We start from the raw sequence: 23569 nt of genomic DNA on the forward strand, positions 1-23569 counted from the left end.
GCGGTGACAACACGAAGAAGCAGCCGCACACCCGGGGAGGTACCGGGCCGTCCCGCTCGCGGACCGGTGGTGGCGGTCGCATTCGCGGTTCCTGTGAGTCTCGCAAGGCGTCACTGGCGGCATGGCCGCGAATCTAATCCGGTCACCTGAGCGACACCAGGCCCTTCAGGGAGCATCGGGCATGCTCCGAAAGGCGTACGGCGCCACTCCCGGCCCACTGACCGCCGGCCGCCCCAGGGGTTCAGACAACACGGCGGAACGCCAACTCCGCGAAGGGGGTCGGCCGTTGCACCGCGGGGCGGCGCGGCTCGGGCTGTTTGGCCTTCGCCGGATCGATCAGGCGGGCCTCGACGGCCTTGTTGACCGCCCCGATGCGCGAGGCCACGCCGAGTTTCTCGAAGATGTTCCTCAGGTGCCGCTTCACGGTCGCCTCCGTGATGCCCAGTTCGTTCGCGATCTGACGGTTGCTCAGCGCGCCGGCGACATGGGTGAGGACCTCGCGCTCGCGCGGCGAGAGGGAGGACCCGGCCGGGCTGAAGGCGGCGCTGGGCGTGGCGCTGCAGGGGAGCACGATCATGACCTGCGGGTCGTGCGCCGTGACGCCCCTGATGGCGGAGAGCAGTGAGGCACGCGGTGCGCTCTTGTGGAGATAGCCGTGGGCGCCGCGGGCCAGCAGCTCCTGCACGAGCGGGAGGTGGTCGTGCATCGACAGCATCAGCACCCGCAGCCGCGGGAAGCGGGCGGTCAACTCGCTGACGACGGTGGGCGCGTGGTGCCGGGGCATCTCGACGTCGAGCAGCACGACGTGCGCTCCGGTGGACGCCACCAGGTCGGCGAGCCCGACGGAGGTGTCGGCCTCGGCGACGACGCGCAGGTCGTCCTCCGCGTCGAGCAGCTGACAGAGGGCGTCGCGCAGGAGCGAGTGGTCGTCGACCGCGACGATGCGGATCGGCTCGCCCGTCCGCGGGATCCGCTGGTCATCTGGCGTCCGCATGCCACTCCTCACCCATCGGCACCGAGAACGCGAGGGTCGTGCCGAGTCCTGGGGCGCTCCGGATCTCCATGCCGCCGCCGAGCAGCCGGATCCTTTCCGCCACGGAGGCGAGGCCGTTGCCGAACTCCCGCTCCGGCGGGAGACCGACTCCGTCGTCGCTGACGGAGGCCCGTAATCGGCGTACGCCCGCGTCCAGTTGCTGGTCGCCTCGTACCTCGACGGTGACGCGGGAGGCGTGGGCGTGCGTCAGGGCGTTGCGCAGCCCTTCGCGCAGGACCAGGAAGAGCTGCTCGCCGACGGTGTCGGGCAGCGGGTCGTCGACGTCCTCGACCCGGATCTCGACGACGGGCCGGTCGATCGCCATGGCGGTGACGAAGGCGGAGAGCGCCACGCCCAGGGAGCCGGCGGAGTGCGCTCCCGTGCGCAGTTCGGTCACGATGTCCCGGGCACTCTGCATCGTCTCCAGGATCGCCTGCTTGAGGGCGTCGAGCCGAGGGTCCGTCACCGACGAGACGTTCTGGGTGAGTTCGTAGAGTTCCAGCTGGCGCAGCGCCAGGCCTGCCGCGCTGCCGACCCGGTCGTGGATCTCCCGCGCCATCGCGTCGCGACTGGCTCGGGTGGAGTCCCGTACGACGTCGAGCAGGTGAAGATCGTCTCCGTCCGCGGCGTCCTCCAGCTCGCGGGCGACGGCCGCCTGGACCCGTGCGAGGAACCGCGTCCGGTCGGCCGGATCGCCGGGCGGTTCGGGCTTCGTCCGCTCCAGGAACTCCGCCACGAGCTGGACCAGCAGGGCCCCCGCCCGTACGGCGTGGAGGGGTACCGTCCCCCGCGCGAGCCGCGCCCCGGCCGCGCGTGGCGCGGGCTCCTCCTTGCCGGGGCCGGGCGGCGCGGTCGCGCTCACGAGTTCCGCGGTCGCGCCCCCCGACGCGTCGCGGCATTCCGACAGTATTCTGCGCGCCTGGTCACGGCAGGATTCCCAGGATTCCGCATGGGTCCCCAGCGGATTGCGTTGATCGATGAGTCTGCTGCGATAGGCGTCGAGCAACTCGGGCTCGCAGGCGATTAATTCCGCGGCCAGCCCCGCGTCCTCGACACACGGGGCCTGCCCTGACATTCCCCGCGCCGTCGTGTCGGACAACGCCTCCCCCCTCCCCTTTACCCGTCCCCCTCCACCGCTCCCCCGTCCCCAGACGGTGCAAAACGGAGAGAAATACCGGAGATCGTCATGATCATGCCGTACCACCTAAAGGACGTCAAGTGTCCCGCTTGCGGAATCCACGCTTCCCGGCCCCATTGACCGGACGCAAATCCGGCGAAAGAGTTCGGACGGCCACGAACGTCCGGCATATCCACTTCCCGCCGGTGCCAAGGGGTGCCGAACAAGAACCGAGGGAGGGGCGAACGCCCGCCGAACAGCGCGACGGGCGCCCCGCGACCGGGCGGAAGATCGCCCACCCCTCCGGTTTTTGGTTTACCGCTGAACGGCATTTTCCGGCCGAGCCGGGGGAACATCCGCGAGCCGGCTCGCGCCACGCCGGAAGGCCTGTATAGAGAGACCGCCCAGCCGGGAGACAGGGGCGACTTCCCCTTTGAGCCAAATCCCCCGGGCGCCGGTCGGTCATGCCTTGTGTCGCCGCATTCCCGCGCCATAGGGTCACGGCGGCCTCGAATTCGATTGCCGGGTCGCCGACCACGCCCACGCCAACTCCTTCCCGAAAGCCGGTGGATTGTGTCGCAGCTCGCCGCTCTGAGTCGCCGTACCAAAGTCCCCGTCCGCACCTTGCGGTCGTATCAGGACCTGGATCTCCTGCCGACCGTTCCGGAATACGATGAATCGCATGTGCGCAGGGTTGCACTGGTAAAGGCTCTCCTGAATGTCGGCGGACTTTCCCATGCCGAGGTGCGCCGGCTCGTGCGCCATGTGGAGGAGGACCGACCACCGGCGAACGAACTCCTCCGCCTCACCCAGCACGCCTTACCGACTCCCGGCTCGTCTTCGCCCGACCAGGAGTGGGAATGGGCTCAGGCCCGGGTGTCCGGCCTGATCAGGGGCTGGGGCTGGCAGGTGGGCCCGGACAACCCGGCCTGGCAGACGCTCTGTCAGGTGGCCATCGCCTGCAAGTCGCTCGATCACCAGGACATTCCGCGGCTGTTTCCCGCGTATGCCGAGAACCTGGAGCGGATTGCCCGCCTTGAGATGCAAATCCTCAGCGAACAGGAGGACCCGGAAAGCGCCGTGACGCGGCTCGTGACGGTCACCGCGCTGGGCGACGTCGCCCTCTCCGCGATGCGCCGACTCGCCCACGAGCATTTCCTGTCCTCGGCCGCGAGCGGGGCGGAGCACGCGGCGCCTCGCGCGGACTGACCGGTCGGACCGCGACACCGCCGACCGCCCCACCCTCGCCCGACACCTCACGCACACCACAGCGGACGCGGAGCCTCCGCCACCCATCCTCCACATATTGTCTACAACTGTGCTCGAATTGCCGTGAGTTGTGGCACATCTGTTCACAGAACCCCCCAGAGATCGCTAACTTCCCCTCAACCTCGTTCGCACCGGGAAGGACCTCTGTGAACGCATCACCTCGCAGAGCCGTGGCCACCCTGGCCGCAGCTGCTCTCGCGACCCCGCTCCTGCTGGTCTCCGCCTCCCCCGCCTCCTCGCAGCAGGACAGGCCGGGCAAGGACGCCGCCAAGCTCGCCCAGGCGCTCGTCCGGGAGGCGTCCGCGCAGGACGCCTTACGGCACCTGGAGAAGTTTCAGGCCATCGCCGACTCGGCCGGCGGTCACCGCGTGGCCGGCTCGCTCGGCCATGACGCCTCTGCCGCCTACGTCTACACGCAGCTGAAGAAGGCCGGGTACAACGTCTCGTACCAGCGCTTTGACTTCGTCTACACGCAGACGCTCGCCGAGAAGCTCTCCGCCGTCACCCCGGCGCCGTACGACATCGAGATCAAGGCCCTGACGTACACGAAGTCGACGCCGGTCGGCGGGGTACGGGCCGATGTGGCCGCCGTCCCTGTCGACGCCGACGGCACCACGGGCTGCGAGCCCGGCGACTACGCGAGCGGCGCCTACGCCGGGAAGATCGCCCTGATCAAGCGCGGTGGCTGTGCCTTCGCCGTCAAGCAGCAGCAGGCCGCGGCGGCGGGCGCGATCGGCGCCCTCATCTACAACAACATCGACGCCGGGTACGGCCCGCTCTCGGGCACTCTCGGCGACCCGGCCGCCGCCAGGATCCCCACCGGCGGGATCAGCAAGGCCGCGGGCGAGAAGCTGGCCGCGGACCTCGCCCAGGGGCCCGTGAACCTCTCCTTCGAGATCCGGCAGCTCCAGGAGAAGCGTTCCACCAACAACGTCATCGCCGAGACCAAGGGCGGCAACGCGGCCGAAACGGTGATGCTCGGCGCCTCCCTCGACTCGGTCCTCGCGGGCCCCGGCATCAACGACAACGGCTCCGGCTCGGCCGGCCTGCTCGACGTCGCCCTGAAGCTGGCCAAGAAGGAGAAGAGCCCCCGCAACAAGGTGCGGTTCGCCTGGTGGTCGGCGGCCGAGAGCGGCCTGGTCGGCTCGCACCACTACGTCGCGAACCTCACGCCGCTCGACAAGCGGGAGATCAAGCTCTACCTCAACTTCGAGCTGATCGCCTCGACCAACCACGGCCTGTTCGTCTACGACGGCGACAACTCCGACGGCGCCAACGGCCAGTCCGCACCGGCCGGTTCGGACCTGCTGGAGCGGGACATCACCACGTTCCTCGGCAAGCGGGGCCTGCCGCACGCAGGCACGCCGTTCGTCGCCCGCTTCGACTACGGCCCGTTCGTCGACGCGGGCATACCCTCCGGCGGCACGTTCGCGGGCGCGGAGGCGCTCAAGACGGCCGCCGAGGCGGAGAAGTTCGGCGGTACGGCGGGGGCCATGTTCGACCCGAACTACCACGGGGCGGGCGACACGATCAGGAACATCAGCCTGCCGGCGTTCGACACGCACATCGACGTCATCGCCAACGCGGTCGGCACGTACGCGCACGACCTCAGCTCCCTGCGGCAGCCGACGGGCGCCGCCCGCGCGGACAGCGGCGCGGCAGCGGCGGCCCCGCGCGAGGGGCGCCCCTACGGCGTGACCGAGTAGGAGTCCGGCGCTCGTCCGCCGCCCCGGTGCCGGGCCCGTCGCGCATGACGGGCCCGGCGCCGGGGAACGGGCTTCCCCGGGTTCCCCCGCGCCCCAGGTTCCCCCGGCGCCCCAGGGTCCCGATGAGGACCACCGCACGGAGAACGGCACCGCACCAGCCCCCTCGCCCGCCCGACAGAAAGCCGAGGCCATGGCCATCGACGTCACCGCACTCCGAGCCCACTTCCCCTCCCTCGACGACGGCCTCGCCTTCTTCGACGGTCCGGGCGGCACGCAGACCCCCCGCCCCGTCGCCGAGGCCATCGCCGAGACGCTCACCGGACCCCTGTCCAACCGCGGAAAGATCAGCCCGTCCGAGCTCAACGCCGAGCGCTCCGTCACGGAGTTCCGCGCCGCCTACGCCGATCTGCTGAACATGCCCGCGGACAGCATCGTCCACGGGCGCAGCGCCACCCAGCTCACGTACGACTTCGCCCGCCTGCTGGCGCGGGGCTGGGGCGCGGGCGACGAGATCGTCGTCAGCCGCCTCGACCACGACTGCAACGTCCGCCCCTGGGTGCAGACGGCCGAACGCGCGGGAGCGACGGTCCGCTGGATCGAGATCGAGCCGGAGACCGCCGAACTCGACCTGGAGTCGTACGAGCGCGTCCTCTCACCCCGTACGAAGCTGGTGGCCGTCACGGCGGCCTCGAACGTCCTCGGCACCAAGCCCCCGCTGCGCCGGATCGCGGACCGGGCCCACGAGGTCGGCGCGCTGCTGTACGTGGACGGCGTGCACTACGCGGCGCACCACCTCGTGGACGTACCGGCGTTGGGGGCGGACCTGTTCGTCTGCTCGCCGTACAAGTTCCTCGGCCCGCACTGCGCCGTCCTCACCGGAACGCCCGAGCTCCTGGAGACCCTCCGCCCGGACAAGCTCCTGCCCTCGCCGGACACGGTCCCGGAGCGCTTCGAGTTCGGCACGCTCCCCTACGAGATCCTCGCGGGCGCGCGGGCGGCGGTGGACTTCCTCGCGGCGGTGGACCCGGGCGCGGAGACCTCGCGCCGGGGCCGGCTCACCTCGTCCCTGGGCTCCCTCCACGCGCACGAACTGTCCCTGCGTACGCGCCTCGAGGAGGGGATACGCGGCCTCGGCGACGCCGTGACCCTGTACTCGAACGCCCAGGACCGCACCCCGACGCTCCTGATGACCCTCGAAGGCCGCGACCCCCGCGAGGCGCAGATCCACCTGGCCGCCCGCTCCATCCTGGCCACGGCGGGCCAGTTCTACGCGTACGAGCCCTTCACCGCCCTAAAGCTGGAGGGCCCGGCCCTCCGGGTGGGCCTCGCCCCCTACAACACCGCCGACGAGGTGGACCGGCTGCTCGAAGGCCTCGCCGACTTCCTCCGCGCCCAGGGCGCGCCTAGGACTTGACGCCGCCGCCTGCCCGCACCAGCTGTGCGGAGAGGTGGTGCTGCAGAGGCTGACCGACCGCCGCGAGGTCGTGGGTGAAGTCGAGGGTGTCCTCGGCCGTCAGGGTGTAGCGACGGCGGGTGGCGCGCACCTCCTTGGCCGTGGGGGTGAGCGCCACCTGGTGGCTGCTGAGCTCGACCAGGCCGGCGTCGGCGCCGCCGACCAGGATCTCCGCGATGCCGGTGGGCTGGGTGATCAGCGCCTCCACCCGGCCCTCCGGCTGAATCCGCCACCAGCCGGTCTCCCGGGCCGACGGCCGCAGCGGGTTGCCGTCGGAGTCGAGGAGCCAGGCGCGCGCCTCGAACTGGAGGAAGGGCCGCCCGTCATGACGGAAGGTCACCTCCTGCGCGTACGTGAACTCCTCCTCCAGCGTCGGGTATCCGCCCCGGCCCCGGCCGACCCAGGTCCCGAGCAGCCCGAGCACAGGAGCGAGCAGCGGGTGGGGTGCGGGGGAGGCCTCCGGGTGGAGCGCGTCGGGGAACGGGGGCTGCTGGGCGGGGTCGTGCATGATGTGCGCTCCTGGGATGCGTCCGGTACCGGATGGCAGCTTAGGGGGACGCGTGGGCCGCCTCGGCATAGGCTTCGCTCGGCATACGAGTTCCAGGGGACGGGGGAGCATGAAGGCGGGAACGACGGTGCGCTGGGGTTCGACCCTCGATTCGGTCGTGGTGTACGCGCAGGGGGCGCTCTGTCTGCGTCTGGCGCGGGGCACCGTGCCGGCGGACGGGCGGGTGCTCGTGACTGGACTGCCCCGTTCGATCGACCCCGGTTCGCTGCGGGCCCGCGTCCTGCGCGCGCCCGGGGTGCGGGTCACCGAGGCGCGGGTGGAGATCGGGGCCGAGCCGGTCGGCGCGGGAATCCCCGACGAGTTGCGGCGCGAGGCCGAGCGGCTGCGGGAGGCGTACACGGAGGCCGAGGCGCGCCGGGACCGGCAGCTGGGCCTGATCGCGGAGGTCGCGGCGCTCCGTCCGGTTCCGCCCGGCCGCAAGCGCGACGACCCGCAGCACCGCCGTACCCCCGTCGACGCGTGGCTGGAACTCGCCGACTTCGTCGACGAGCGCCTCGCGGGACTGCACGCCCGCCTCGCCGACCTTGAGCAGGAGGTGCGCGAGGTCGAGCACGCGCTCGAAGTCGCCTCCGACCGGGAGGCCCGAGCCTCCTCGGACACCCCGCAGGCGCACGTGGAGACCACGGTCGGCGCGCTCCTCACGCTCGACGGCGCCGCCGGGGGCGAGGTCGAGGTGGAGGTGGAGTACGGCGTGCCGGGCGTGGTCTGGGTGCCGACGTACCGGCTCACGCACCGTCAGGGGGACGGCAGCGGCCGCCTGGTGCTGCGCGCCTCGGTCGCCCAGCGGACCGGCGAGGACTGGACGGGCGTACGGCTCGCCCTGGCCACGGCCGATCTGCGGCGCCGCACCGATCTGCCGCGGCTCCGGTCGGTCCGGATCGGGCGGCGTCAGGTCGCCCCCGCGCCGTCCGGCTGGCGCGAGCCGCCCGCCGGGCTCGCGGAGCTGTTCTCCGGCTTCGACGCGGCGGGCCCTTCGCCGGATTCGGGCGCGGCCGCCGCGGCGGCCGGAGGCACGGCCCGTGCCGTGGCCGGGGGCATGGCCGGTGGTATGGCCGTGTCCGCTCCCGTCCCGCCACCGCCGCCCGCCCCGCAGGGCTTCGGCGCCCCGGCAGGTGGTCTTCCGGTGCCCGGCGCCGCGTACGGCGCGGCGATGCCGGCCATGATGCCCGCACCGTCGCAGCCGTCCGGGCCGCAACCGCCCGGCGGCCGGCCGGCCGCCAAGGCACGTAGCCGGGGCCGTGCCCAGTCCGACATGGACGACATGGACGGCATGGCGCGCGCGGAGGGCGCCGCCCCGCCGCCGCTCCCGACCGGGCCGCCGCAGCCGAGCGGGGCCGAGCTCGACTACGCCGCGCTCGTCCTGAGCGGGCCCGAGGAGCCGGGCGTTCGCCGGGGCCGGCTGTTCCCCGACACCGCCTTCGATCCGGTGGCGGTCGAGCACCGCCGCCGTGCCGAGACGGTGGCCGCGCTCCCGCTGCCCGGCCACGGCGTGCGCCCCCGCGTGTCGGCGGGCTCCTTCGACCACCGGTTCGACGCGGCCGCCCGCGCCGACATCCCGTCGGACGGCACCTGGCACACCGTCACCGTCGGGGAGATCCCGGTCGGCCTGCGGACCGAGTACCTCAGCGTGCCGTCCGTGGAGCCGACCGTGTACGCGACGCTCGTGCTCTCCAACGCCACCGACCAGGCCCTCCTGGCCGGCCCTGTCGAGGTCACCGTCGACGACGACTTCCTGCTGACCACGGCGCTGCCGACGCTCGCCCCCGGCGGTGTCCGCCGGGTCGGGCTCGGCCCCGCCGAGGGCATCCGGGTCACCCGCCGCACCCAGCTGCGCGAGTCGACGGCGGGCCTGCGCAACACCACCACGGTGCTCGACACCCGCGTCCACGTGGAGCTGGCCAACGCGCTCGCGCGGCCCGTCACCGTCGAGGTCCGCGAGCGCGTCCCGGTCACCGCGGAACCGGACGTCCGGATCGAGGAACGGGCCGACTGGACGACCCCCGAGGCGGACACCGGGCCCGACCGCCACGCACCGGGCACGCGCGTGTGGCGCCTCGATCTGCCCGCCGGGGCCACCGCCGCCCTCGAAGGCGGCTACGAGATCCGCATCCCGACCGGCAAGGCCCTGGTCGGCGGAAACCGCAGGAGCTGACGCACCCATGTCCACCACCCCGATGCCCTCGGCTCCGAAGTCCCCGACCTCCGAGTCGGTAGCCCCTGACGCGACGGCCCCGGAGTCGACGGCCTCCGAGTCCGCGGCCCCGGAGGCGATCGCTCTCCCCGTCACCGCCGTCACCTGCCTCGAAGACCGCGCCCACGTCGAACGCGCCACCGTGCTCGACCTGACCGCCGGGGTCCACCGCCTGCGTCTCGGACCGATCGGGGCGCTCGCCGTCGACCGGACCCTGCACGCCGAGCTGACGGCCGATCACCGGGCGACCGTCCTGGACGTGCGGATGGTCCGCGCCTGGAACCCGCGCGGGCCGCAGCCTCCCACCGACGAGGACTCGCCGCTGCGCCGGCGCGCGCACGCCCTCGAAGAGGAGCGGGTCGGCCTGGAGCGCCGCCGCGACCGGCTCCGTACCCGCCTCGAACTGCTCGGCACTCTCGCCGGGGACCTGCTCCGGGAGATCGGCGAGGGCGCCGGCTTCGGGGAGGCCGAACGGACACGCTGGGCCCGCGAACTGGACCGGGTCGACGCCGACCGCGAGACGTCCGGCGAGGAACTCCGCACCGTCGACGTCCGGTTGAAGGCGCTCACCACCGAACTCGGCGATGTCGCCCGGGCGATGGACCTCGCCGAGGAGGATCCCGCCGAGCTGGTCGGCCATGTCGAGCTGACGCTGGAAACCGAGGCGGCGGGGCCGGTCGCCCTGAGCCTCAGCCACCTCACCCCGTGCGCGCTGTGGCGGCCCGCGTACCGTGCCGTGCTCGACGGTGACGCGCTCACCCTGGAGACCGACGCGATCGTCTGGCAGCGCACCGGGGAGGACTGGTCGGACGTACGGCTCACCCTGTCGACGGCCCGCTCCGCCCTGGCCACCGACCCGCCGCGGCTGCGCGAGGACCGGCTGACCCTCAAGGACCGCTCGGCGGCGGAGCGCCGCGCCGTCGACGTCGAGCTGCGCGAGGAGGAGATCGGGACGCTCGGCCCGGCCCCCGTGCTCGGCCTGCCGGGGGTGGACGACGGCGGCGAGACACGGGTGCTCCGTGCCCCGGCGCCGGTCTCGGTGCCCGGGGACGGCCGCGCCCACCGGGTGCCGCTCTCCTCCTTCAGCGCGGCCCCGCGCAGCGAGTACGCCTGCTCTCCGGAGCTTTCGCCGCTGGTCACGCAGGTGGTGCGGTTCGACAACGGCTCCGGGCACGCGCTGCTCGCGGGGCCGGTGGACCTGGTCCGCGCGGGCGGCTTCATCGGGCGCGGCACGCTCGACTTCACCGCCCCGGGCGCCCCTGTCGAGCTGGCCTTCGGCAGCCGCGACGACCACCGGGTGGTCCGGGAGACCGAGGAGTCCCGCGACACGACCGGGCTCACCCAGCGGACGGTGGTCACCCGCACGGTCCGGCTGCACCTGTCCCGGTTCTCCGCCCCCGGCGAGCAGGGCGAGCGGGTGGTCGTCCTGCGGGAGCGGATCCCGGTCTCCGAGGTGTCGGCGGTGGAGGTACGCCTCCACAAGGACGCCTGTTCCCCGGCCCCGGACACGGTCGACGCCGACGGCATCGCCCGCTGGGACGTCCCCCTCGCCCCCGGCGGCCGGCGCACGGTGACCCTGGTCTACGACCTCTCGGCGAGCGCGAAGGTCACGGGCCTCTGAGCGGAGGGCGCCTCACGGGGCCTTGGCCGGGGCCCCCACCGTCCGTGACCCGGTCCAGGTCCGCGAGGAGGGCCTCCAGCCAGGTCTCGGCCGCGTAGTAGCGGCCCGGTGCCCCGGCGGGCGAGGTCCCCTCGGGCGGGGCGTCCGGTGCGCCGGGGGCGTCCCTGGGCGACTCGAGCCGGGCGGCGAGCAACAGCATCCGGCCCGCCACCCGGTCGCCGCGCCGGGTCAGCGCGGCGGCCGCCTCGGGATCGAGCGGCGGTACGGAGACGGGGCCCGACGTGCCGCCCTCCGGTACGGGCGGGGCGGCAAGGAGCCGGTCCGCGCCCCACAGCGCGTGGTGCCCGGTCAGCAGCACGGCCTGCCAGTCGGTCGGCCGGGCCCGCTCCCCCGCCGCCGGCACCCGGGGTTCGGCCTGGAACTGCGCGTACGCCGACTCGGCCAGGACGAGCGAGCGCCGCAGGGAGGCGTGGCTGGGAGGGCCGGCCGGGTCCCGTACCCCGCCCGCCGCGATCGTCGAGGCCGTGGCCACCACCGCCTCGGCCGCCGAACGGAGCAGGGCCGCGCTGGACTGCCGTACCTCCCGCTGTGCGCCGCGCGGCCAGGCGAGCAGACCGAAGACGGCACCGATGGCGCTGCCGATGAGGACGTCGAGCAGCCGGACCTCGGCCAACTCCCAGGTGGTGGGCGCCAGTTGGGCGAAGACCAGCGAGACCACGATCGCGAAGAACGCCTGGGCCCAGCCGACGCCCTTCACGGGCCCGACCGTGAACGTGAGCAACAACAGCGGTACGAGCACGGCCGCGTACACCGTGGTGTCCGTCCCGACCAGGGCGAGGACCCCGGCGGTGCACAGGGCGCCGATCAGTGTGCCGGTCACGGCCTGCCGGATGACGGACCGGGTCGCGTCCAGGGTCGTCCGGGTGAGGCTCAGCGTCGCGAGCATGGCCCAGAAGCCGTGCGGGAGGGTGTCGAGGCCTGCGACGACCCGGGCGGCCGCGAGGGCCAGGCTGATCCGGACCGCGTTCTGGAAGAAGACCGAGCGGGACCCCGCGTTGCCGATCAGCCGCCGCCACCACAGCTGCGGGGCCCGCATGCGCGCGTACCAGAACCGCCCGAGCGGCGGCTCGGGCCCGGCGCCGCGTCCCCGTACGGCCAGTCCCGCGGCGGTCGACAGGGCGAGGGCGGCATCCGCCAGTTCGAGCAGCGCGGCGTCACGGCGCAGGCTCACCGGGTCGGCCGACCGCTCCCGCGCGGCGGCGAGCGCCGCCCGCTCCCGGGCCGGACTCGCGGCCCCCGCCCCAGGAACTCCGCGCAGCAGCGCGGCGGTGTCGGCCGTCGACCGCGCGACGGCGCGCAGCAGGTCGAGACCGGGCTCCGCGGGTGTCCGCCCCTCCGGCACCGCGGGCAACCGATGCAGCCGGTTGACCAGGGTCCGCGCGGCGAGACCGGTATGGGCGAGCGCCCGCGAGCGGACCCCGGGCCCGGCGGGCCGGTCCGCCTCCGGTACGTGCGAGGGGCGCAGCGACTGGGCGGCCGCACCGGACGCGTCGCCCGCGTCCAGGGAGAGCACGTACGGCGGCCGGGCGAGCTCCCCGGCGCACCGCTCGGCGACGTCGGCGGCGCGGGCCGCGAGTTCCCGGTAGGGCACGGTCACCGGTTCGCGGAACAGGACGGCCTCGGCGAGGACGAGCAGCAGGATCCCGACGGCGCTCCCGATCAGCCGCTCCCCCAGGGTGTCGGGGGCGTACGGCGGGAACGACGGGAGGATGTAGAGCAGTTGGAGCCCCGGCGCCGCACCGGCCGGGCGGGGCCCGCCGACGGCGACGAAGGCGAGCGCGAAGCCGATGACCAGCATGCCGGCCACCGCGCTCGCGGTCCGCACGGCCAGGAACGTCCCCACGACGACGAGGAGCAGGGCCACCGGCACCACCCGCAGCAGGACGACCGCCCGCTGCCGCCCGGTCCCCGGGATGCGCGAGAGACCCCCCAGCGAGACCGCGCCGAACAGCGCGTAGGTCGCGGCGACGGTCTCTCCGAACCCGTACAGGAACAGGTAGAACCCGCCCGCCGCGGCCACCGTGACCCGCACGGAGTTGCGGGCCGCACCCACGTAGGCGGCGGGCACCCGCGGCAAACCGCTCACCCCACCAGCATCGACCACACCCCGGCCCACGGCACCCCGCACCGATCTCTGCCCCATGCGGCCACCGTTCGTGAACTATCTTGGGCGGCATCGGGACGAAAGGGAGGCACCCCGTGCCATCAGGGCAGCAGGCGCGTGCGCAGGCGGCGGCGATCACACCTGGCACGCACGGCTCGGAGGCGGAGGCGGAGCAGGCGTCGCCCGTCGACCAGGTGCGCGCGCTCTTCGGCGGTCACCGGCTCTCCCCCGGCCAGCGGCGCATCGCCCAGTTCCTGATCGACCACCTCACCGAGGCCGCGTTCCTGTCGATCACCGAACTGGCGGAGCGCGTGGGCGTGAGCCAGCCGTCCGTGACCCGGTTCGCGTCGTCGCTCGGTTTCAGCGGATATCCCGCGCTCAGGGACGCCCTCCAGCCCATCGCGCTCAGCGCGATCGCCGGATCGCCCGAGGGACGGGAGGCGAAGCGGCGCAACGAACTCCAGGCGGCGGTCGACGCCGAGATCGAGAACCTGGCCTCACTGCGCCGCTCCCTCGCGAGCACCGACCAGATCCTCGACATCGGACGTGAGCTCGCCCGCTCCACCCCGCTCACGGTCCTCGGACTGCGCATCTCGGCCTCCCTCGCCGAGTACTTCGCCTACGCGGCGCGGCGCATCCACCCCGATGTGCGGGTGGTGACCCGCGGCGGCAGCGTCGCCTACGACGCGCTGCTCCAGTCGCGCGAGGCGGGCGGCACCTGGGTGCTGGCCTTCGCGATGCCCCGCCACTCCAAGGAGACCCTCGCCGCCATGAGGGCGGCTCGCGGCGCGGGGCTGCGCGTCGCGCTGATCACGGACCTGGCGCTCGGCCCGCTGGTCCACGAGGCCGACGTGAGCTTCACCGCCGGTACGGGCTCGCGGCTGGTGTTCGACTCGTACTCGGCGCCGGGAGTCCTGTCCGCGGCCATCCTCCAGGCGATGGCGGACGCCGATCCGGAGCGGACCCAGGTCCGGCTGGAGAAGTACGAGCAGGCGTCGGAGCAGTACGACTTCTTCCTGGAGGACTGACCGGGTCCGACCTGCGCCCTTTCACGCCTCCAGCTCGAATGAATTTTTTCATGCCCTTGCGTACTCGACGGTATATATATTTACTACAGAGGCCCCGCGGGCACGGGCAGAACAGCGTCGGGTCGGCCCCCTCCTCCTCAGTCGGCCCCTGAGTTGTTCCACAGGGAGCACTCCGCGCCACACGGGTGCCCCCGCGGCGGCTCCGGTCAACCCCTGGGCCGGAGCCGCCGCGCCCCTCCCACCAGGAACCTCCCAAAGGCGACGACGATGTCCCACCTCCTTCAGGCCCACGCCGACTGGCCCTACACGGTCGCGACCCCCGGCAACCGCAACTGGGAGACCACGGCCGTCCGCTGGCTGCGCGACCTCCTGCCGGCCCGGTACGGCGGCTACACCACCCTCACGCACCACCCGGTCCTGCTGGCCCGCCACGCCCAGCTGCAGGTCGAGCACGAGATCCGTGCGGTACGGGTGGCCATGCAGACCTGCCGCGCGGAACTGCCCACCCTGGGCGTCTCCGGCCCGACGATCGAGAGCACGATCAGGCTCTACGCCGTCGAACTGGACCAACTGAGCCGCCTGGCCCGCGGCGTCCGCCTGGTCACGTCGGCGCTCCTCGCCAACGACCAGACCCCCCGCCGCCAGGCCCGCGTCTGACAGACCCGCCCCCACGTGCCCGTCGCGAGGCCGTACCGGATGCACCGCGCGACAACCGGTGTTGGAATGGCGATCAGGGGCCTCCAGGATCAGAGGTGACGTGGTGAGCGAGCAATTCGACGAGATCGGCCCCATCGACTATCTGGTGATCGAGTTTCCAGGCAACCGCATGACGGGCGAGGGCTTCCCGCTCCTGGTCGACCTGGTGGACCGCGGCCTCATCCGGATCCTCGACCTGATGTTCATCAGGAAGGACGAGGACGGTTCGGTGACCGCGCTGGAGATCGCGGATCTCACCGGGGACGGCCATCTCGACCTCGCCGTCTTCGAAGGCGCCCGGTCGGGGTTGCTCGGCCAGGACGACCTGGAGGAAGCCGCGAACGCCGTCGAGCCGGGCAACTCGGCCGGTCTGCTGATCTACGAGAACGTGTGGGCCGCGCCGTTCGCCGCCGCCCTGCGGCGGGGCGGAGCCCAGTTGGTCGCCTCCGGGCGCGTGCCCGTACAAGCCATCCTCGCGTCGCTCGAAGCGACCGAGGAAACGGGATGACCCGTCGCCGTTCGCGCGCCGACTTCGCGTGAGATGTGAGAGGAGAACGCGATGCCAGGTCTACTTCGCGGAGTGGCCCGCACGGCGGTCGTCGCGGGTACCGCGACCGCGGTGTCCAACCGCGTGTCGCGCCGCCAGCAGGGTCGCTGGGCCGCTCAGGAGGGCTATCAGACGCAGGTGGCCGAACCGCCGCCGGCTCCCGCTCCGCCGCCGGCCGACGACGGCATGGAGAGCAAACTGGACCAGCTCAAGCAACTCGGGGAGCTGAAAGAGCAGGGAGTGCTCACCGAAGCCGAATTCGAGGAGCAGAAGCGCCGCATCCTCGGCTGACCGGCCCTTCGGAAGGGTCGAGGGTTACGAGCGATCACGCTTGAGCGAGTCCACGATTCCCTCGGCCCGGTGGCGAACGCTCTTCGCCTTCTCACGGAGCTTGGCTTTCGCCTGGTCCGTCCTGCCCTCGGCCTCGAGGCGCTCGTGGCCGGTGATCTTTCCGGCGATCTCCTTGAGTCGGCCTTTGGCCTTGTCCATGGCGTCACTCATTGCTCGTGATCCTCCGTCCCATCGTTTCGTTTCCCCCCATCCACGCTAGGTTCGGACGCCCGCGGGTGCTCGTCGGCGGGCCCGCGTGGAAGCACCGTGGCGCCCGGCCGAAGGCGGCGGCCACGCGAAGAGCGCACACTGGCACTGGAGCGATCCACACGTGCGGGCGTGAGGAGGACACATGTCAATGCCACAAGGCTCCTCACCCGGTGCCGGACCGGAGGACATGACCGGGAGGGCGCCCACGGCTTCCGCGGTCGACCCCGCGGACCAGCTGGCGCGTCTCGGCCGGTCCTGGACCTGGCTCATGGGCGCGGCGCTGGCGACACTCGTACCGGGCATCCTGGCGCTCGTCTGGCCGGACGTGACCCTGCACGTCCTGGCCGTGCTCATCGGGCTCTACCTGCTGGTGATCGGCGTCTTCCGCTTCGTGGCCGTGTTCGGCCGCGACAGCGGCGACCGCGTGCCCGGGCTGATCGTGGCCGTCCTGTGTGTCCTGGGCGGGGTGCTGTGCCTGAGGAACCCGCTCCAGACGATCGCCGCGCTCTCGCTCATCGTCGGCGCGGTCTGGCTGGTGTCCGGGATCGTCACCCTGTACTCCGCCGTCGCCACCAAGAACATGCCGCACCGCGGCATCGTCATGGCCGTCGCGGCCCTCGGCATCGTCGCGGGAGTCGTGGTCCTGGCGCTTCCGACAGAGTCGGCCCAGGCCCTGACCAGGCTGCTCGGCCTGTGGCTCGTTCTCATCGGCCTGGCCGAGGCCGCGGTCGCCCTGGCCTGGCGGTCGGCCCTGCGCAGGGCGGGCATCACGGGCCACGAAGCGTCCGGCCCGGCCACCTGACACCCGCACCTGACACCCGCACCGGCACCGGCACGGCTCACTGCCCGAGGAACGTCAGCCGCACCTGACGCTCCGGGTTGTCCTTGTTCGTGTGAGCAGGTCGCCCAGTCGGCGTCGAGTTCGTGATCAAGAATCCGATGGGTGCCGCACACGGCGGGACGCCCGAGGCGGGTCCGACACGCCTCGCACGGGCCGAACAGGCCCCAAGGGGGCCATCCGGCCCTCCTCCGCCCTCACCCACCGAAGCCAGACTGGAAGTCGACACCGCCGAGGAGGTCCCCGATGAGCACTCCCCCCAACCCGCGGCTCACAGCAGCTCTCTCCGCCGACCAGCGTGACCGGCTGTTGCAGTGCGCCGGCCCGGTGGACTTCCCTGAAGGGACCCGGCTGTTCGAGGAAGGCGGCTACGCCGATCGGTTCTGGATCGTCCGTACCGGGACGGTCACCCTGGACGTCCGCGTCCCCGGTAAGCGGCCCGCCGTGGTCGACAGCGTCAGCGCCGGCGAACTGCTCGGTTGGTCGTGGCTGTTCGAGCCGTACCGCTGGCATTTCGGAGCCGAGGCCATGACGCGGGTACGCGCGGACGAGTTCGACGCGGCGACCGTGCGGATGATGATGGACTCCGATCCGCGCTTCGGCCTCGCCCTGGACCACTTCGTCGGACAGATGCTCGCCCACCGTCTCTTCTCCGCCCGTGTGCGGCTGCTGGATCTCTACGCCCCGCACGGGAGCGGCCTGTAGATCTCCACCCCACGGTGGCCGAGGGGGTGGCCACGCTCCGCGGCGCGCTCTCCGACCGGTCGCTGGTGCCGCTCCTGGCGCGGGCGGTGCGCGCGATGGAGGGGGTCGTCGACGTCCCCGAATGGATCTCGGTCATGCCCCGTGAGGCGTTCGATGACGGACAATCCACTTGAGGGGCGGGGCCGTCAGTACCCGATCGACCACAGGGGTCGTCATGACCGATCTGCCCACAGCCGCCGCACCGACGCGCGTCTTCCTCGTCGACGATCACGAGGTCGTGCGCAGGGGCCTTCGTGACCTGATCGACGACGAGCCCGACATGGACGTGGTCGGGGAGGCGTCGACGGCCGAGCAGGCGCTGGCCCGGGGCCCCGCCCTGCGGCCGGACGTGGCGGTTCTCGACGTGCGGCTGCCCGACGGCGACGGGATCTCCGTGTGCCGGGAGCTCCGCTCCCGGATGCCCGGGCTTGCCTGTCTGATGCTGACGTCGTTCGACGACGAGGACGCTCTTCTCGACGCGATCATGGCGGGGGCCGCCGGGTACGTCCTCAAGCAGATCAAGGGGTCCGATCTGGTGTCGGCGGTACGGACCGTGGCCACGGGCCAGTCGATGCTCGACCCGGCCACCACCGCCCGGCTGATGCGTTCGCTGCGCGACCCCGAGGCGGCGAAGCCGCCGGAGGACGAGCGGCTCGCGGTGCTCTCCGAGAGGGAGCGGTCGGTGCTCGATCTCATCGGCGAGGGTCTCACCAACCGGCAGATCGCCAAGCGGCTCTACCTGTCGGAGAAGACCGTCAAGAACCACATCTCCCGGCTGCTCGGCAAGCTCGGCGTGGAGCGGCGTGTGCAGGCGGCTGTCATCGCCGCGCAGGTCCACGAGCACGACGCCGAGGACACCTAGGCGCTCTCACTCACCCTCCCCCGGGAGTGGAATCCGCCATTCGAGGACCGTGCCGCTGCCCGGCTCTGCTCGCGCGTGGACCGACAGGGTGCCGCCCAGCCGCTCGGCCCGTTCGGACAGGTTCCGCAGCCCGCTGCGCCGGCCGCCGTGCGGCATGCCGACACCGTCGTCGCTCACCGTCACCACCAGCACCCCCTCGTCGGCCACGACCGCCACCTCCGCCCTTCGGGCCCGCGCGTGCCGTGCCACGTTGGTAAGCGCTTCCCCGAGGACGGCGACCACCTCCTCGGCCGCTTCCGCGGGCACGTCGGTGTCGATCAGGCCCTCCATGCGCAGCGCCGGAGCGAATCCGAGTGTCGACGCGGCCGAGTCGACCGCTTTGACGACACGATTGCGCAGTCTGGGTGGTTCTCCAGGGGCGTTGCGTTCCCGGAGGCCGAAGATCGTCGATCGGATGATCTTGATGGTGGCGTCGAGGTCGTCGATGGCACGGGTCAGGCGGTCCACGGCCTCCGGGTGCTCGACGAAGCGCCGGGCGCTCTGCAGCGTCATACCAGTGGCGAAGAGACGCTGGATCGCCAGGTCGTGGAGGTCCCGGGCGATCCGGTCTCGGTCCTCCAGAAGACTCACCTGCTCGGCGTCACGACGGCGGTCGGCCAGTTCGAGCGCCAGCGCGGCCTGCCCCGCGAATCCGGGAAGCGCCGTGACCTCGGCGGTGGTGAAGAGAGGCCTCCCGTGGCGCCGCGCGAGGATCAGCACCCCGCTGAGTCGCTCCTTGGTGCCGACCGTGACGGCCACCGCAGGCCCGAACCCCTGCCACCGTTCGGGCTGCACCGTGATGCGCGGCTCGTTCTCGACATCGACGACCGTGACCAGGCCTTCCTGGGCCAGGGCGGCCTCGACGAGGGTGCCCTCGCTGCTCGGCAGGACGACGCCCCGGTGCGCTTCGGCCCCGTCGCCGCAGGCCAGCGAACCCCGCAGCGCACCGCCCGTACCCACGAGGTAGAAGACCCCCATGTCGGCGCCCGCGATGTCCACGGCCTGCTCCAGCATCCCGTCGAGGACCTGGGACTCCTCCGCGCCGGACAGGAGGGCGCTGGTCAGGTCGGAGTTCGCGGCCAGCCAGCGCTGCCTGAGCCTGCCCTCCTCGTAGAGGCGCGCGTTCTCGATGGCGATGCCGGCCGCGACAGCCAGGGTCGTCACCACGGCCTCGTCCTCGGTGTCGAAGTCCACCGCTCCACGCTTCTCGGTGAGGTAGAGATTGCCGAACACCTCGTCGCGGACCCGGATGGGGACGCCGAGGAACGAGCGCATCGGCGGGTGGTGGGGCGGGAATCCGTACGAGGCCGGGTGCTCGGACAGCTCGGAGAGGCGGAGCGGTTGGGGGTTGCGGATCAGCTCGCCCAGGAGGCCGTGGCCGGAGGGCAGATCGCCGATCTGCTCGCGTTGGTCGTCGCCGATGCCGACGGGGAGGAACTCGGAGAGTCTGTTGTCGTCGCCGATGACGCCCAGGGCTCCGTACTCGGCGTCCACGAGGGTCACCGCCGCCTCCACGATGCCGCGCAGCACCTGCGGCAGGTCGAGTTCGCGGCCCACGGACATGACGGCTTCGAACAGCCCGTTGAGCCGGTCCCTCGTGCCACGCACCTCGTCGATGCGCACCTGGACCTCGTCGAGCAGCTCGTCGAGTCTCAGCCGCGGAAGCCTGTTCTCCGCGGGCTCCGGGCCCTCACGACCCATCCAGACCTCCGGCTGCGTCGAGCGCACGGGCCGCACCCGCAACGCGCACTCTCACCGTAGTCCGGATGAGCCACCCGATCCTGTCGGGTCCGTCGGGCGAAAGGCGGTCCGCAGTAGCCGGGCCCGCTCACCCGGCAGGGACGGTGATCACCGGGCAGTGGGCACGGTGCAGCAGCCCGTGGACGACGGAGCCGACGCGCATCCCTGTGTATCCGCCCCGGCCTCGACGGCCGACGACGACGGCAAGGGCGTGCTCGGCAGCGTCCGCGAGCGTCTCCACGGGGGAGCCGATCGGCACCTCGTGGGTCAGCCGGACGTCGGGATACTTCTCCGACCAGCCCGCGGTGGTCTCCGAGAGCAGGCGGCGCTCGGCATGGAACAGCGTGTCGCTGCTGTGCAGGGAGAAGAAGGGAGGACGTGGCTTTGACACCCGGTTGGCGAGCCTGCGCCCAGGCGAGCGCGGTACGCAGAGCCTCCGTGCCGGCCTGCCGCTGTGCCCGGTGACGGGGGGAGTCGTCGACGTGTCGGGGGTCGTGCCGCGGTGGTGGTACCGCGACGACCAGGCGCAGGCCCAGTCCACGCAGGTGAGCCTCGTCCGCGGCCCAGGCGAGGGCCATGTGCACGTTCTTGACCGGGTCGATACCGACGACGATGCCGCTGCGATCCGTGGTGCCTGTCATGACGTGCTCCCATGTCCGTGTCCCTGCCGAGGGATGAGCTCCACGGGGCAGTGGGCGTGCTGCAGCAGGCTGAGCGTGGTCCGACCGAGCGTCGGTCCGAGGTATCCGGGCGATCGCCGACCGCCGACGACCAGAAGATCGGCGCGGTGCGACGCGTCGACGAGAGCTCCGGGCACGCTGTGGCTCTTCTGGCCATCGGCACGCACAGTCACTTCCGGGAACTCCTCCTGGACCCGGTCGGAGAGCTCCGCCAGCACATGGACGTGATCGCGGGCGCCCTCCTCGCGCGACACTGCCCGTGAACCGACGGACAGACCCACGCCCCAGACGTGCAGCAGCCGCAGAGGCACGTTGCGCAGCAGTGCCTCGCGTGCCGCGGCACGGGCACAGCCCGCATCGGCCTCGTCCCGGACCGCCGCCAGGACGACACCGGCCTCGGCGGGCTCGGGGGCCCCGCGCACCACGACCACGGGCGTGGCCGCGGCAGCCACGACCTCGAGGCCGACCGATCCGAGCATCAGCGAGGAGAATCCGCCGAGGCCCCGGTGTCCGACGACGATCGTGCCGGTCTGGGCGGCGGCTCGCCGCAGACTGTCAGGAGCTGCGCCATGGGTGAGTTCCGTGACGACCGTCAGGTCGGGGTGGCTCGCCGCGATCTCGTCAGCGGTCCGGTCGAGTAGTTCCCGCCCTGCTCGTCGGCTCGTGACGATCTCCGCCTGGGACAGAAACGGGACGGGTGGGTCCGTGTCTGCCGCGTGGACGAGGCAGAGAGTCGTGCCCCTCCGAGCCGCCTCCGCGACAGCCCACGTGACCGCCGAGCTTGCGGAGGGTGATCCGTCGACGCCGACGACGACCCTGCCGAGGCCGGGACGGGCTGTGGATCCGTCCATGGCTCCTCCTCCCAGGGATGAAGGACGGCTTCCACCCTCACATCCGGTCGCGGGGAGCCGGAGGGCCGCTGGGGCCAAGGCCAGGACCAAAGGTCCCACCCGGCTGGGCAGCGCGCGGACCGGGCCGTGCCGAGCCCGTTCGGTCCTGACGGTGGACCATTCGGCCCTCGCCGTCCCCGGGCGTGCGTTGGAGGGTGGTGACGCGGGACCTCGCACCGTCCGAGCCCTCGAACAGGAGGCGTGGCGATGAAGCACATGAAGGTGGGCGCTCTGATGACCGGCGACGTGGTCACTGCCGTCCCGGCGACGTCCTTCAGGGACGTGGCGAAGATGCTCGCCGAACGCGACATCAGCGGAGTTCCAGTCGTGGATGAAGACGACCATGTCGTCGGCGTCGTGTCCGAGAGCGACCTCCTGGCCCGTCACGAACTGACCGCGCGGGACCTGATGACCACACCGGCCATCACGGTTCACGCCGAGGAGACCGTGGCGGACGCGGCGCGGCTGATGGTGCGCCGCGGAGTCGAACGCCTTCCGGTGGTCGACGAGGAGGAACGACTGGTGGGCATCGTGACCCGCCGCGATCTGCTCTGCGTCTATCTCCGCCCGGACGCGGAGATACGACACCGCATCCGTGAGGACGTTCTCGCGGATGCCATGGACCTGCCCGGGGAGGCGGTGGACGTGCACGTCCTCGACGGCGTGGTGACGCTCGGGGGCCGCGTCCGGCGGCGGAGTCAGGCCCTGACGCTCGTCGGGCTCGCCGAGCGCGTGGACGGCGTCGTCGCCGTGGTGGACCGGCTGTCCTTCCATGAGGACGACACACGCCTCACACCCTCCGCCCGGACTCCGCACGACATACCGTGGTGACTCCGCACAGACAGGACCAGCCGTGTCGAACACCGCTCTGACCCCACCGCTCGTGACGTCGCTGGTGGAAGACGCTGTCACAGCTCCCTCGATGCACAACGCACAGCCCTGGAAGTTCGTCCACAGGACGGGCACCGGCATCATCGAGCTGCACGGCGATCCACTGCGCGGCATGCCGCAGGAGGACCCCGACCAGCGCGCCCTCCACCTCGGGTGCGGCGCCGCCCTGTTCGGTCTTCGGGTCGCCGCTGCCCACAGGGGTCTGTCCGCCGTGGCCCGGCTGCTGCCCCGCCCCGAAGACCGATGGCACTTCGCCGACGTGGAACTTCGCGGACCGAACGAAGCCGACATCGATCTCGCCGCACTCCATCCCGCCCTGTCGCGCCGTCACACCAGCCGCTTCCCCTTCACCGAGGAGCGGATCCCCTCCGAGGTGATCGACGGTCTGCGCGCCGCGGCTGTCCTGGAGGGGTGCCGGCTGGTCGTACCGGGGGCCTGGCACACCGACAACGTCCTCGGGATCGTCCACGAATCCGAACGGTTCGAGGCCGCCGACGAGGCCGTTCGCGCGGAGATCGCGGCCTGGGTGCGCACCGGGACGTCCGAGGAGGACTCCGAGACCGAGGGCATCCCGTCGTACGCCATCGGCCCACGGCAGTACGACGTGACCTCGCCCGTCCGAGACTTCGACTCGGCCCGCCACATGCCGGACCGCGCCTCGGCACGGTTCGAGAAGCGACCTCAGATCGCTCTTCTGGGCACGGCCGAGGATGGCCCCGAAGAGTGGCTGAAGGCGGGTCAGGCGATGCAGCGGGTACTGCTCCGGGCGACCCTCGACGGCCTGTCCACCTCGCTCATGTCCCAGCCCCTGGAGTGGTCCGAACTCCGCTCCGTCATGCGGGATCCGACGTCGACGACGAGCTACGTCCACATGGTGTTCCGTCTGGGCTACGGTCCCCGGGGGTGGGCCACGCCACGCCGTCCCGTCTCCGACGTGCTCAGCTTCGGCTGA

The 23569-nt window shown here is 72.2% G+C and carries 23 protein-coding genes; 15 read left to right on the plus strand and 8 right to left on the minus strand.

Annotated features, from left to right (window positions below):
- Positions 1-241: 241 nt before the first annotated feature.
- Both ACWCO8_RS09305 and ACWCO8_RS09310 read right to left on the minus strand, forming a co-directional pair.
- A complete protein-coding gene (locus ACWCO8_RS09305) occupies positions 242-994 on the minus strand; it encodes a response regulator transcription factor (RefSeq protein WP_362009997.1) in 753 nt (250 codons plus the stop codon).
- Complete coding sequence (locus ACWCO8_RS09310; protein ID WP_451031717.1) at positions 978-1895, minus strand: sensor histidine kinase; 918 nt, start codon at positions 1893-1895, stop codon at positions 978-980. Before ACWCO8_RS09310 ends, ACWCO8_RS09305 begins: the two co-directional genes overlap by 17 nt.
- Positions 1896-2723: 828 nt before the next feature.
- Between ACWCO8_RS09310 and ACWCO8_RS09315 the strand changes: the two genes are divergently transcribed.
- The 3 genes from ACWCO8_RS09315 (at position 2724) to ACWCO8_RS09325 (ending at position 6539) form a co-directional block, all read left to right on the plus strand.
- Positions 2724-3359, plus strand: a complete 636-nt coding sequence (locus ACWCO8_RS09315; RefSeq protein WP_451031718.1) for a MerR family transcriptional regulator — start codon at positions 2724-2726, stop codon at positions 3357-3359.
- A 206-nt stretch (positions 3360-3565) separates the two neighbouring features.
- A complete protein-coding gene (locus ACWCO8_RS09320; protein WP_451031719.1) occupies positions 3566-5125 on the plus strand; it encodes a M28 family peptidase in 1560 nt (519 codons plus the stop codon).
- 190 nt (positions 5126-5315) lie between these two features.
- Complete coding sequence (locus tag ACWCO8_RS09325) at positions 5316-6539, plus strand: cysteine desulfurase-like protein (RefSeq protein ID WP_451031720.1); 1224 nt, start codon at positions 5316-5318, stop codon at positions 6537-6539.
- Here ACWCO8_RS09325 and ACWCO8_RS09330 read toward each other — a convergent pair.
- Positions 6529-7086, minus strand: coding sequence for an FABP family protein (locus ACWCO8_RS09330; protein ID WP_451031721.1), 558 nt, complete (start codon positions 7084-7086; stop codon positions 6529-6531). The two genes, ACWCO8_RS09325 and ACWCO8_RS09330, sit on opposite strands and share 11 nt — an antisense overlap.
- A 109-nt stretch (positions 7087-7195) precedes the next feature.
- On the opposite strand from ACWCO8_RS09330, the gene ACWCO8_RS09335 reads away from it, so the two are divergent.
- Both ACWCO8_RS09335 and ACWCO8_RS09340 read left to right on the plus strand, forming a co-directional pair.
- The gene (locus ACWCO8_RS09335) at positions 7196-9298 is read left to right on the plus strand and encodes a DUF4139 domain-containing protein (RefSeq protein WP_451031722.1); all 2103 of its coding nucleotides are present in this window, start codon (positions 7196-7198) and stop codon (positions 9296-9298) included.
- A gap of 7 nt (positions 9299-9305) precedes the next feature.
- On the plus strand, positions 9306-10958 hold the full coding sequence (locus tag ACWCO8_RS09340) for a DUF4139 domain-containing protein (RefSeq protein ID WP_451031723.1): 1653 nt from the start codon (positions 9306-9308) through the stop codon (positions 10956-10958).
- Here ACWCO8_RS09340 and ACWCO8_RS09345 read toward each other — a convergent pair.
- Positions 10945-13104, minus strand: a complete 2160-nt coding sequence (locus ACWCO8_RS09345; RefSeq protein WP_451031724.1) for an FUSC family protein — start codon at positions 13102-13104, stop codon at positions 10945-10947. The two genes, ACWCO8_RS09340 and ACWCO8_RS09345, sit on opposite strands and share 14 nt — an antisense overlap.
- 113 nt (positions 13105-13217) lie before the next feature.
- On the opposite strand from ACWCO8_RS09345, the gene ACWCO8_RS09350 reads away from it, so the two are divergent.
- From ACWCO8_RS09350 to ACWCO8_RS09365, 4 genes are all read left to right on the plus strand, one after another.
- A complete protein-coding gene (locus ACWCO8_RS09350) occupies positions 13218-14150 on the plus strand; it encodes a MurR/RpiR family transcriptional regulator (protein WP_451031725.1) in 933 nt (310 codons plus the stop codon).
- A 267-nt stretch (positions 14151-14417) separates the two neighbouring features.
- Positions 14418-14807, plus strand: a complete 390-nt coding sequence (locus ACWCO8_RS09355) for a hypothetical protein (RefSeq protein WP_362009972.1) — start codon at positions 14418-14420, stop codon at positions 14805-14807.
- A 103-nt stretch (positions 14808-14910) separates the two neighbouring features.
- Positions 14911-15354: a DUF6325 family protein gene (locus ACWCO8_RS09360; protein ID WP_451031726.1), complete on the plus strand. Its 444-nt coding sequence runs from the start codon at positions 14911-14913 to the stop codon at positions 15352-15354.
- A gap of 51 nt (positions 15355-15405) precedes the next feature.
- Positions 15406-15684: an SHOCT domain-containing protein gene (locus tag ACWCO8_RS09365; RefSeq protein WP_451031727.1), complete on the plus strand. Its 279-nt coding sequence runs from the start codon at positions 15406-15408 to the stop codon at positions 15682-15684.
- 24 nt (positions 15685-15708) lie between these two features.
- Here ACWCO8_RS09365 and ACWCO8_RS09370 read toward each other — a convergent pair whose 3' ends face one another.
- Positions 15709-15894, minus strand: coding sequence for a CsbD family protein (locus ACWCO8_RS09370; RefSeq protein WP_451031728.1), 186 nt, complete (start codon positions 15892-15894; stop codon positions 15709-15711).
- A 181-nt stretch (positions 15895-16075) separates the two neighbouring features.
- On the opposite strand from ACWCO8_RS09370, the gene ACWCO8_RS09375 reads away from it, so the two are divergent.
- From ACWCO8_RS09375 to ACWCO8_RS09390, 4 genes are all read left to right on the plus strand, one after another.
- A complete protein-coding gene (locus tag ACWCO8_RS09375) occupies positions 16076-16735 on the plus strand; it encodes an HdeD family acid-resistance protein (RefSeq protein ID WP_451031729.1) in 660 nt (219 codons plus the stop codon).
- 282 nt (positions 16736-17017) lie between these two features.
- Complete coding sequence (locus ACWCO8_RS09380) at positions 17018-17476, plus strand: Crp/Fnr family transcriptional regulator (protein WP_451031730.1); 459 nt, start codon at positions 17018-17020, stop codon at positions 17474-17476.
- A gap of 26 nt (positions 17477-17502) precedes the next feature.
- Entirely contained in the window at positions 17503-17649 is a 147-nt protein-coding gene (locus ACWCO8_RS09385; protein WP_451031731.1) for a hypothetical protein, read from the plus strand.
- Between the two features lie 41 nt (positions 17650-17690).
- The gene (locus ACWCO8_RS09390) at positions 17691-18377 is read left to right on the plus strand and encodes a response regulator (RefSeq protein WP_451031732.1); all 687 of its coding nucleotides are present in this window, start codon (positions 17691-17693) and stop codon (positions 18375-18377) included.
- A gap of 6 nt (positions 18378-18383) precedes the next feature.
- Here ACWCO8_RS09390 and ACWCO8_RS09395 read toward each other — a convergent pair whose 3' ends face one another.
- The 3 genes from ACWCO8_RS09395 to ACWCO8_RS09405 form a co-directional block, all read right to left on the minus strand.
- Positions 18384-20117 carry a GAF domain-containing protein gene (locus ACWCO8_RS09395; protein WP_451031925.1) on the minus strand — a complete coding sequence of 578 codons (1734 nt, stop codon included), beginning with the start codon at positions 20115-20117 and terminating at the stop codon, positions 18384-18386.
- Positions 20118-20244: 127 nt separating this feature from the next.
- Positions 20245-20547, minus strand: a complete 303-nt coding sequence (locus tag ACWCO8_RS09400; RefSeq protein ID WP_451031733.1) for a universal stress protein — start codon at positions 20545-20547, stop codon at positions 20245-20247.
- Between the two features lie 246 nt (positions 20548-20793).
- On the minus strand, positions 20794-21687 hold the full coding sequence (locus tag ACWCO8_RS09405; RefSeq protein WP_451031734.1) for a universal stress protein: 894 nt from the start codon (positions 21685-21687) through the stop codon (positions 20794-20796).
- 246 nt (positions 21688-21933) lie between these two features.
- On the opposite strand from ACWCO8_RS09405, the gene ACWCO8_RS09410 reads away from it, so the two are divergent.
- Positions 21934-22557 carry a CBS domain-containing protein gene (locus ACWCO8_RS09410; RefSeq protein ID WP_451031735.1) on the plus strand — a complete coding sequence of 208 codons (624 nt, stop codon included), beginning with the start codon at positions 21934-21936 and terminating at the stop codon, positions 22555-22557.
- 22 nt (positions 22558-22579) lie between these two features.
- Positions 22580-23569 (plus strand): Acg family FMN-binding oxidoreductase, encoded by a 990-nt coding sequence (locus tag ACWCO8_RS09415; RefSeq protein ID WP_451031736.1) that lies wholly within the window; start codon positions 22580-22582, stop codon positions 23567-23569.

The sequence above is a fragment of the Streptomyces sp. NPDC001927 genome, assembly GCF_053594455.1.

What these genes read in the sequence shown, in the direction of transcription:
- ACWCO8_RS09335 (WP_451031722.1), top strand. Translation starts at nt 7,196, where the DNA reads ATGAAGGCGGGAACGACGGTGCGCTGGGGTTCGACCCTCGATTCGGTC.
- ACWCO8_RS09325 (WP_451031720.1), top strand. Translation starts at nt 5,316, where the DNA reads ATGGCCATCGACGTCACCGCACTCCGAGCCCACTTCCCCTCCCTCGAC.
- ACWCO8_RS09330 (WP_451031721.1), bottom strand. Translation starts at nt 7,086, where the DNA reads ATGCACGACCCCGCCCAGCAGCCCCCGTTCCCCGACGCGCTCCACCCG.
- ACWCO8_RS09365 (WP_451031727.1), top strand. Translation starts at nt 15,406, where the DNA reads ATGCCAGGTCTACTTCGCGGAGTGGCCCGCACGGCGGTCGTCGCGGGT.
- ACWCO8_RS09410 (WP_451031735.1), top strand. Translation starts at nt 21,934, where the DNA reads ATGAAGCACATGAAGGTGGGCGCTCTGATGACCGGCGACGTGGTCACT.
- ACWCO8_RS09390 (WP_451031732.1), top strand. Translation starts at nt 17,691, where the DNA reads ATGACCGATCTGCCCACAGCCGCCGCACCGACGCGCGTCTTCCTCGTC.
- ACWCO8_RS09375 (WP_451031729.1), top strand. Translation starts at nt 16,076, where the DNA reads ATGTCAATGCCACAAGGCTCCTCACCCGGTGCCGGACCGGAGGACATG.
- ACWCO8_RS09405 (WP_451031734.1), bottom strand. Translation starts at nt 21,687, where the DNA reads ATGGACGGATCCACAGCCCGTCCCGGCCTCGGCAGGGTCGTCGTCGGC.
- ACWCO8_RS09305 (WP_362009997.1), bottom strand. Translation starts at nt 994, where the DNA reads ATGCGGACGCCAGATGACCAGCGGATCCCGCGGACGGGCGAGCCGATC.
- ACWCO8_RS09340 (WP_451031723.1), top strand. Translation starts at nt 9,306, where the DNA reads ATGTCCACCACCCCGATGCCCTCGGCTCCGAAGTCCCCGACCTCCGAG.
- ACWCO8_RS09370 (WP_451031728.1), bottom strand. Translation starts at nt 15,894, where the DNA reads ATGAGTGACGCCATGGACAAGGCCAAAGGCCGACTCAAGGAGATCGCC.
- ACWCO8_RS09395 (WP_451031925.1), bottom strand. Translation starts at nt 20,117, where the DNA reads ATGGGTCGTGAGGGCCCGGAGCCCGCGGAGAACAGGCTTCCGCGGCTG.
- ACWCO8_RS09380 (WP_451031730.1), top strand. Translation starts at nt 17,018, where the DNA reads ATGAGCACTCCCCCCAACCCGCGGCTCACAGCAGCTCTCTCCGCCGAC.
- ACWCO8_RS09355 (WP_362009972.1), top strand. Translation starts at nt 14,418, where the DNA reads ATGTCCCACCTCCTTCAGGCCCACGCCGACTGGCCCTACACGGTCGCG.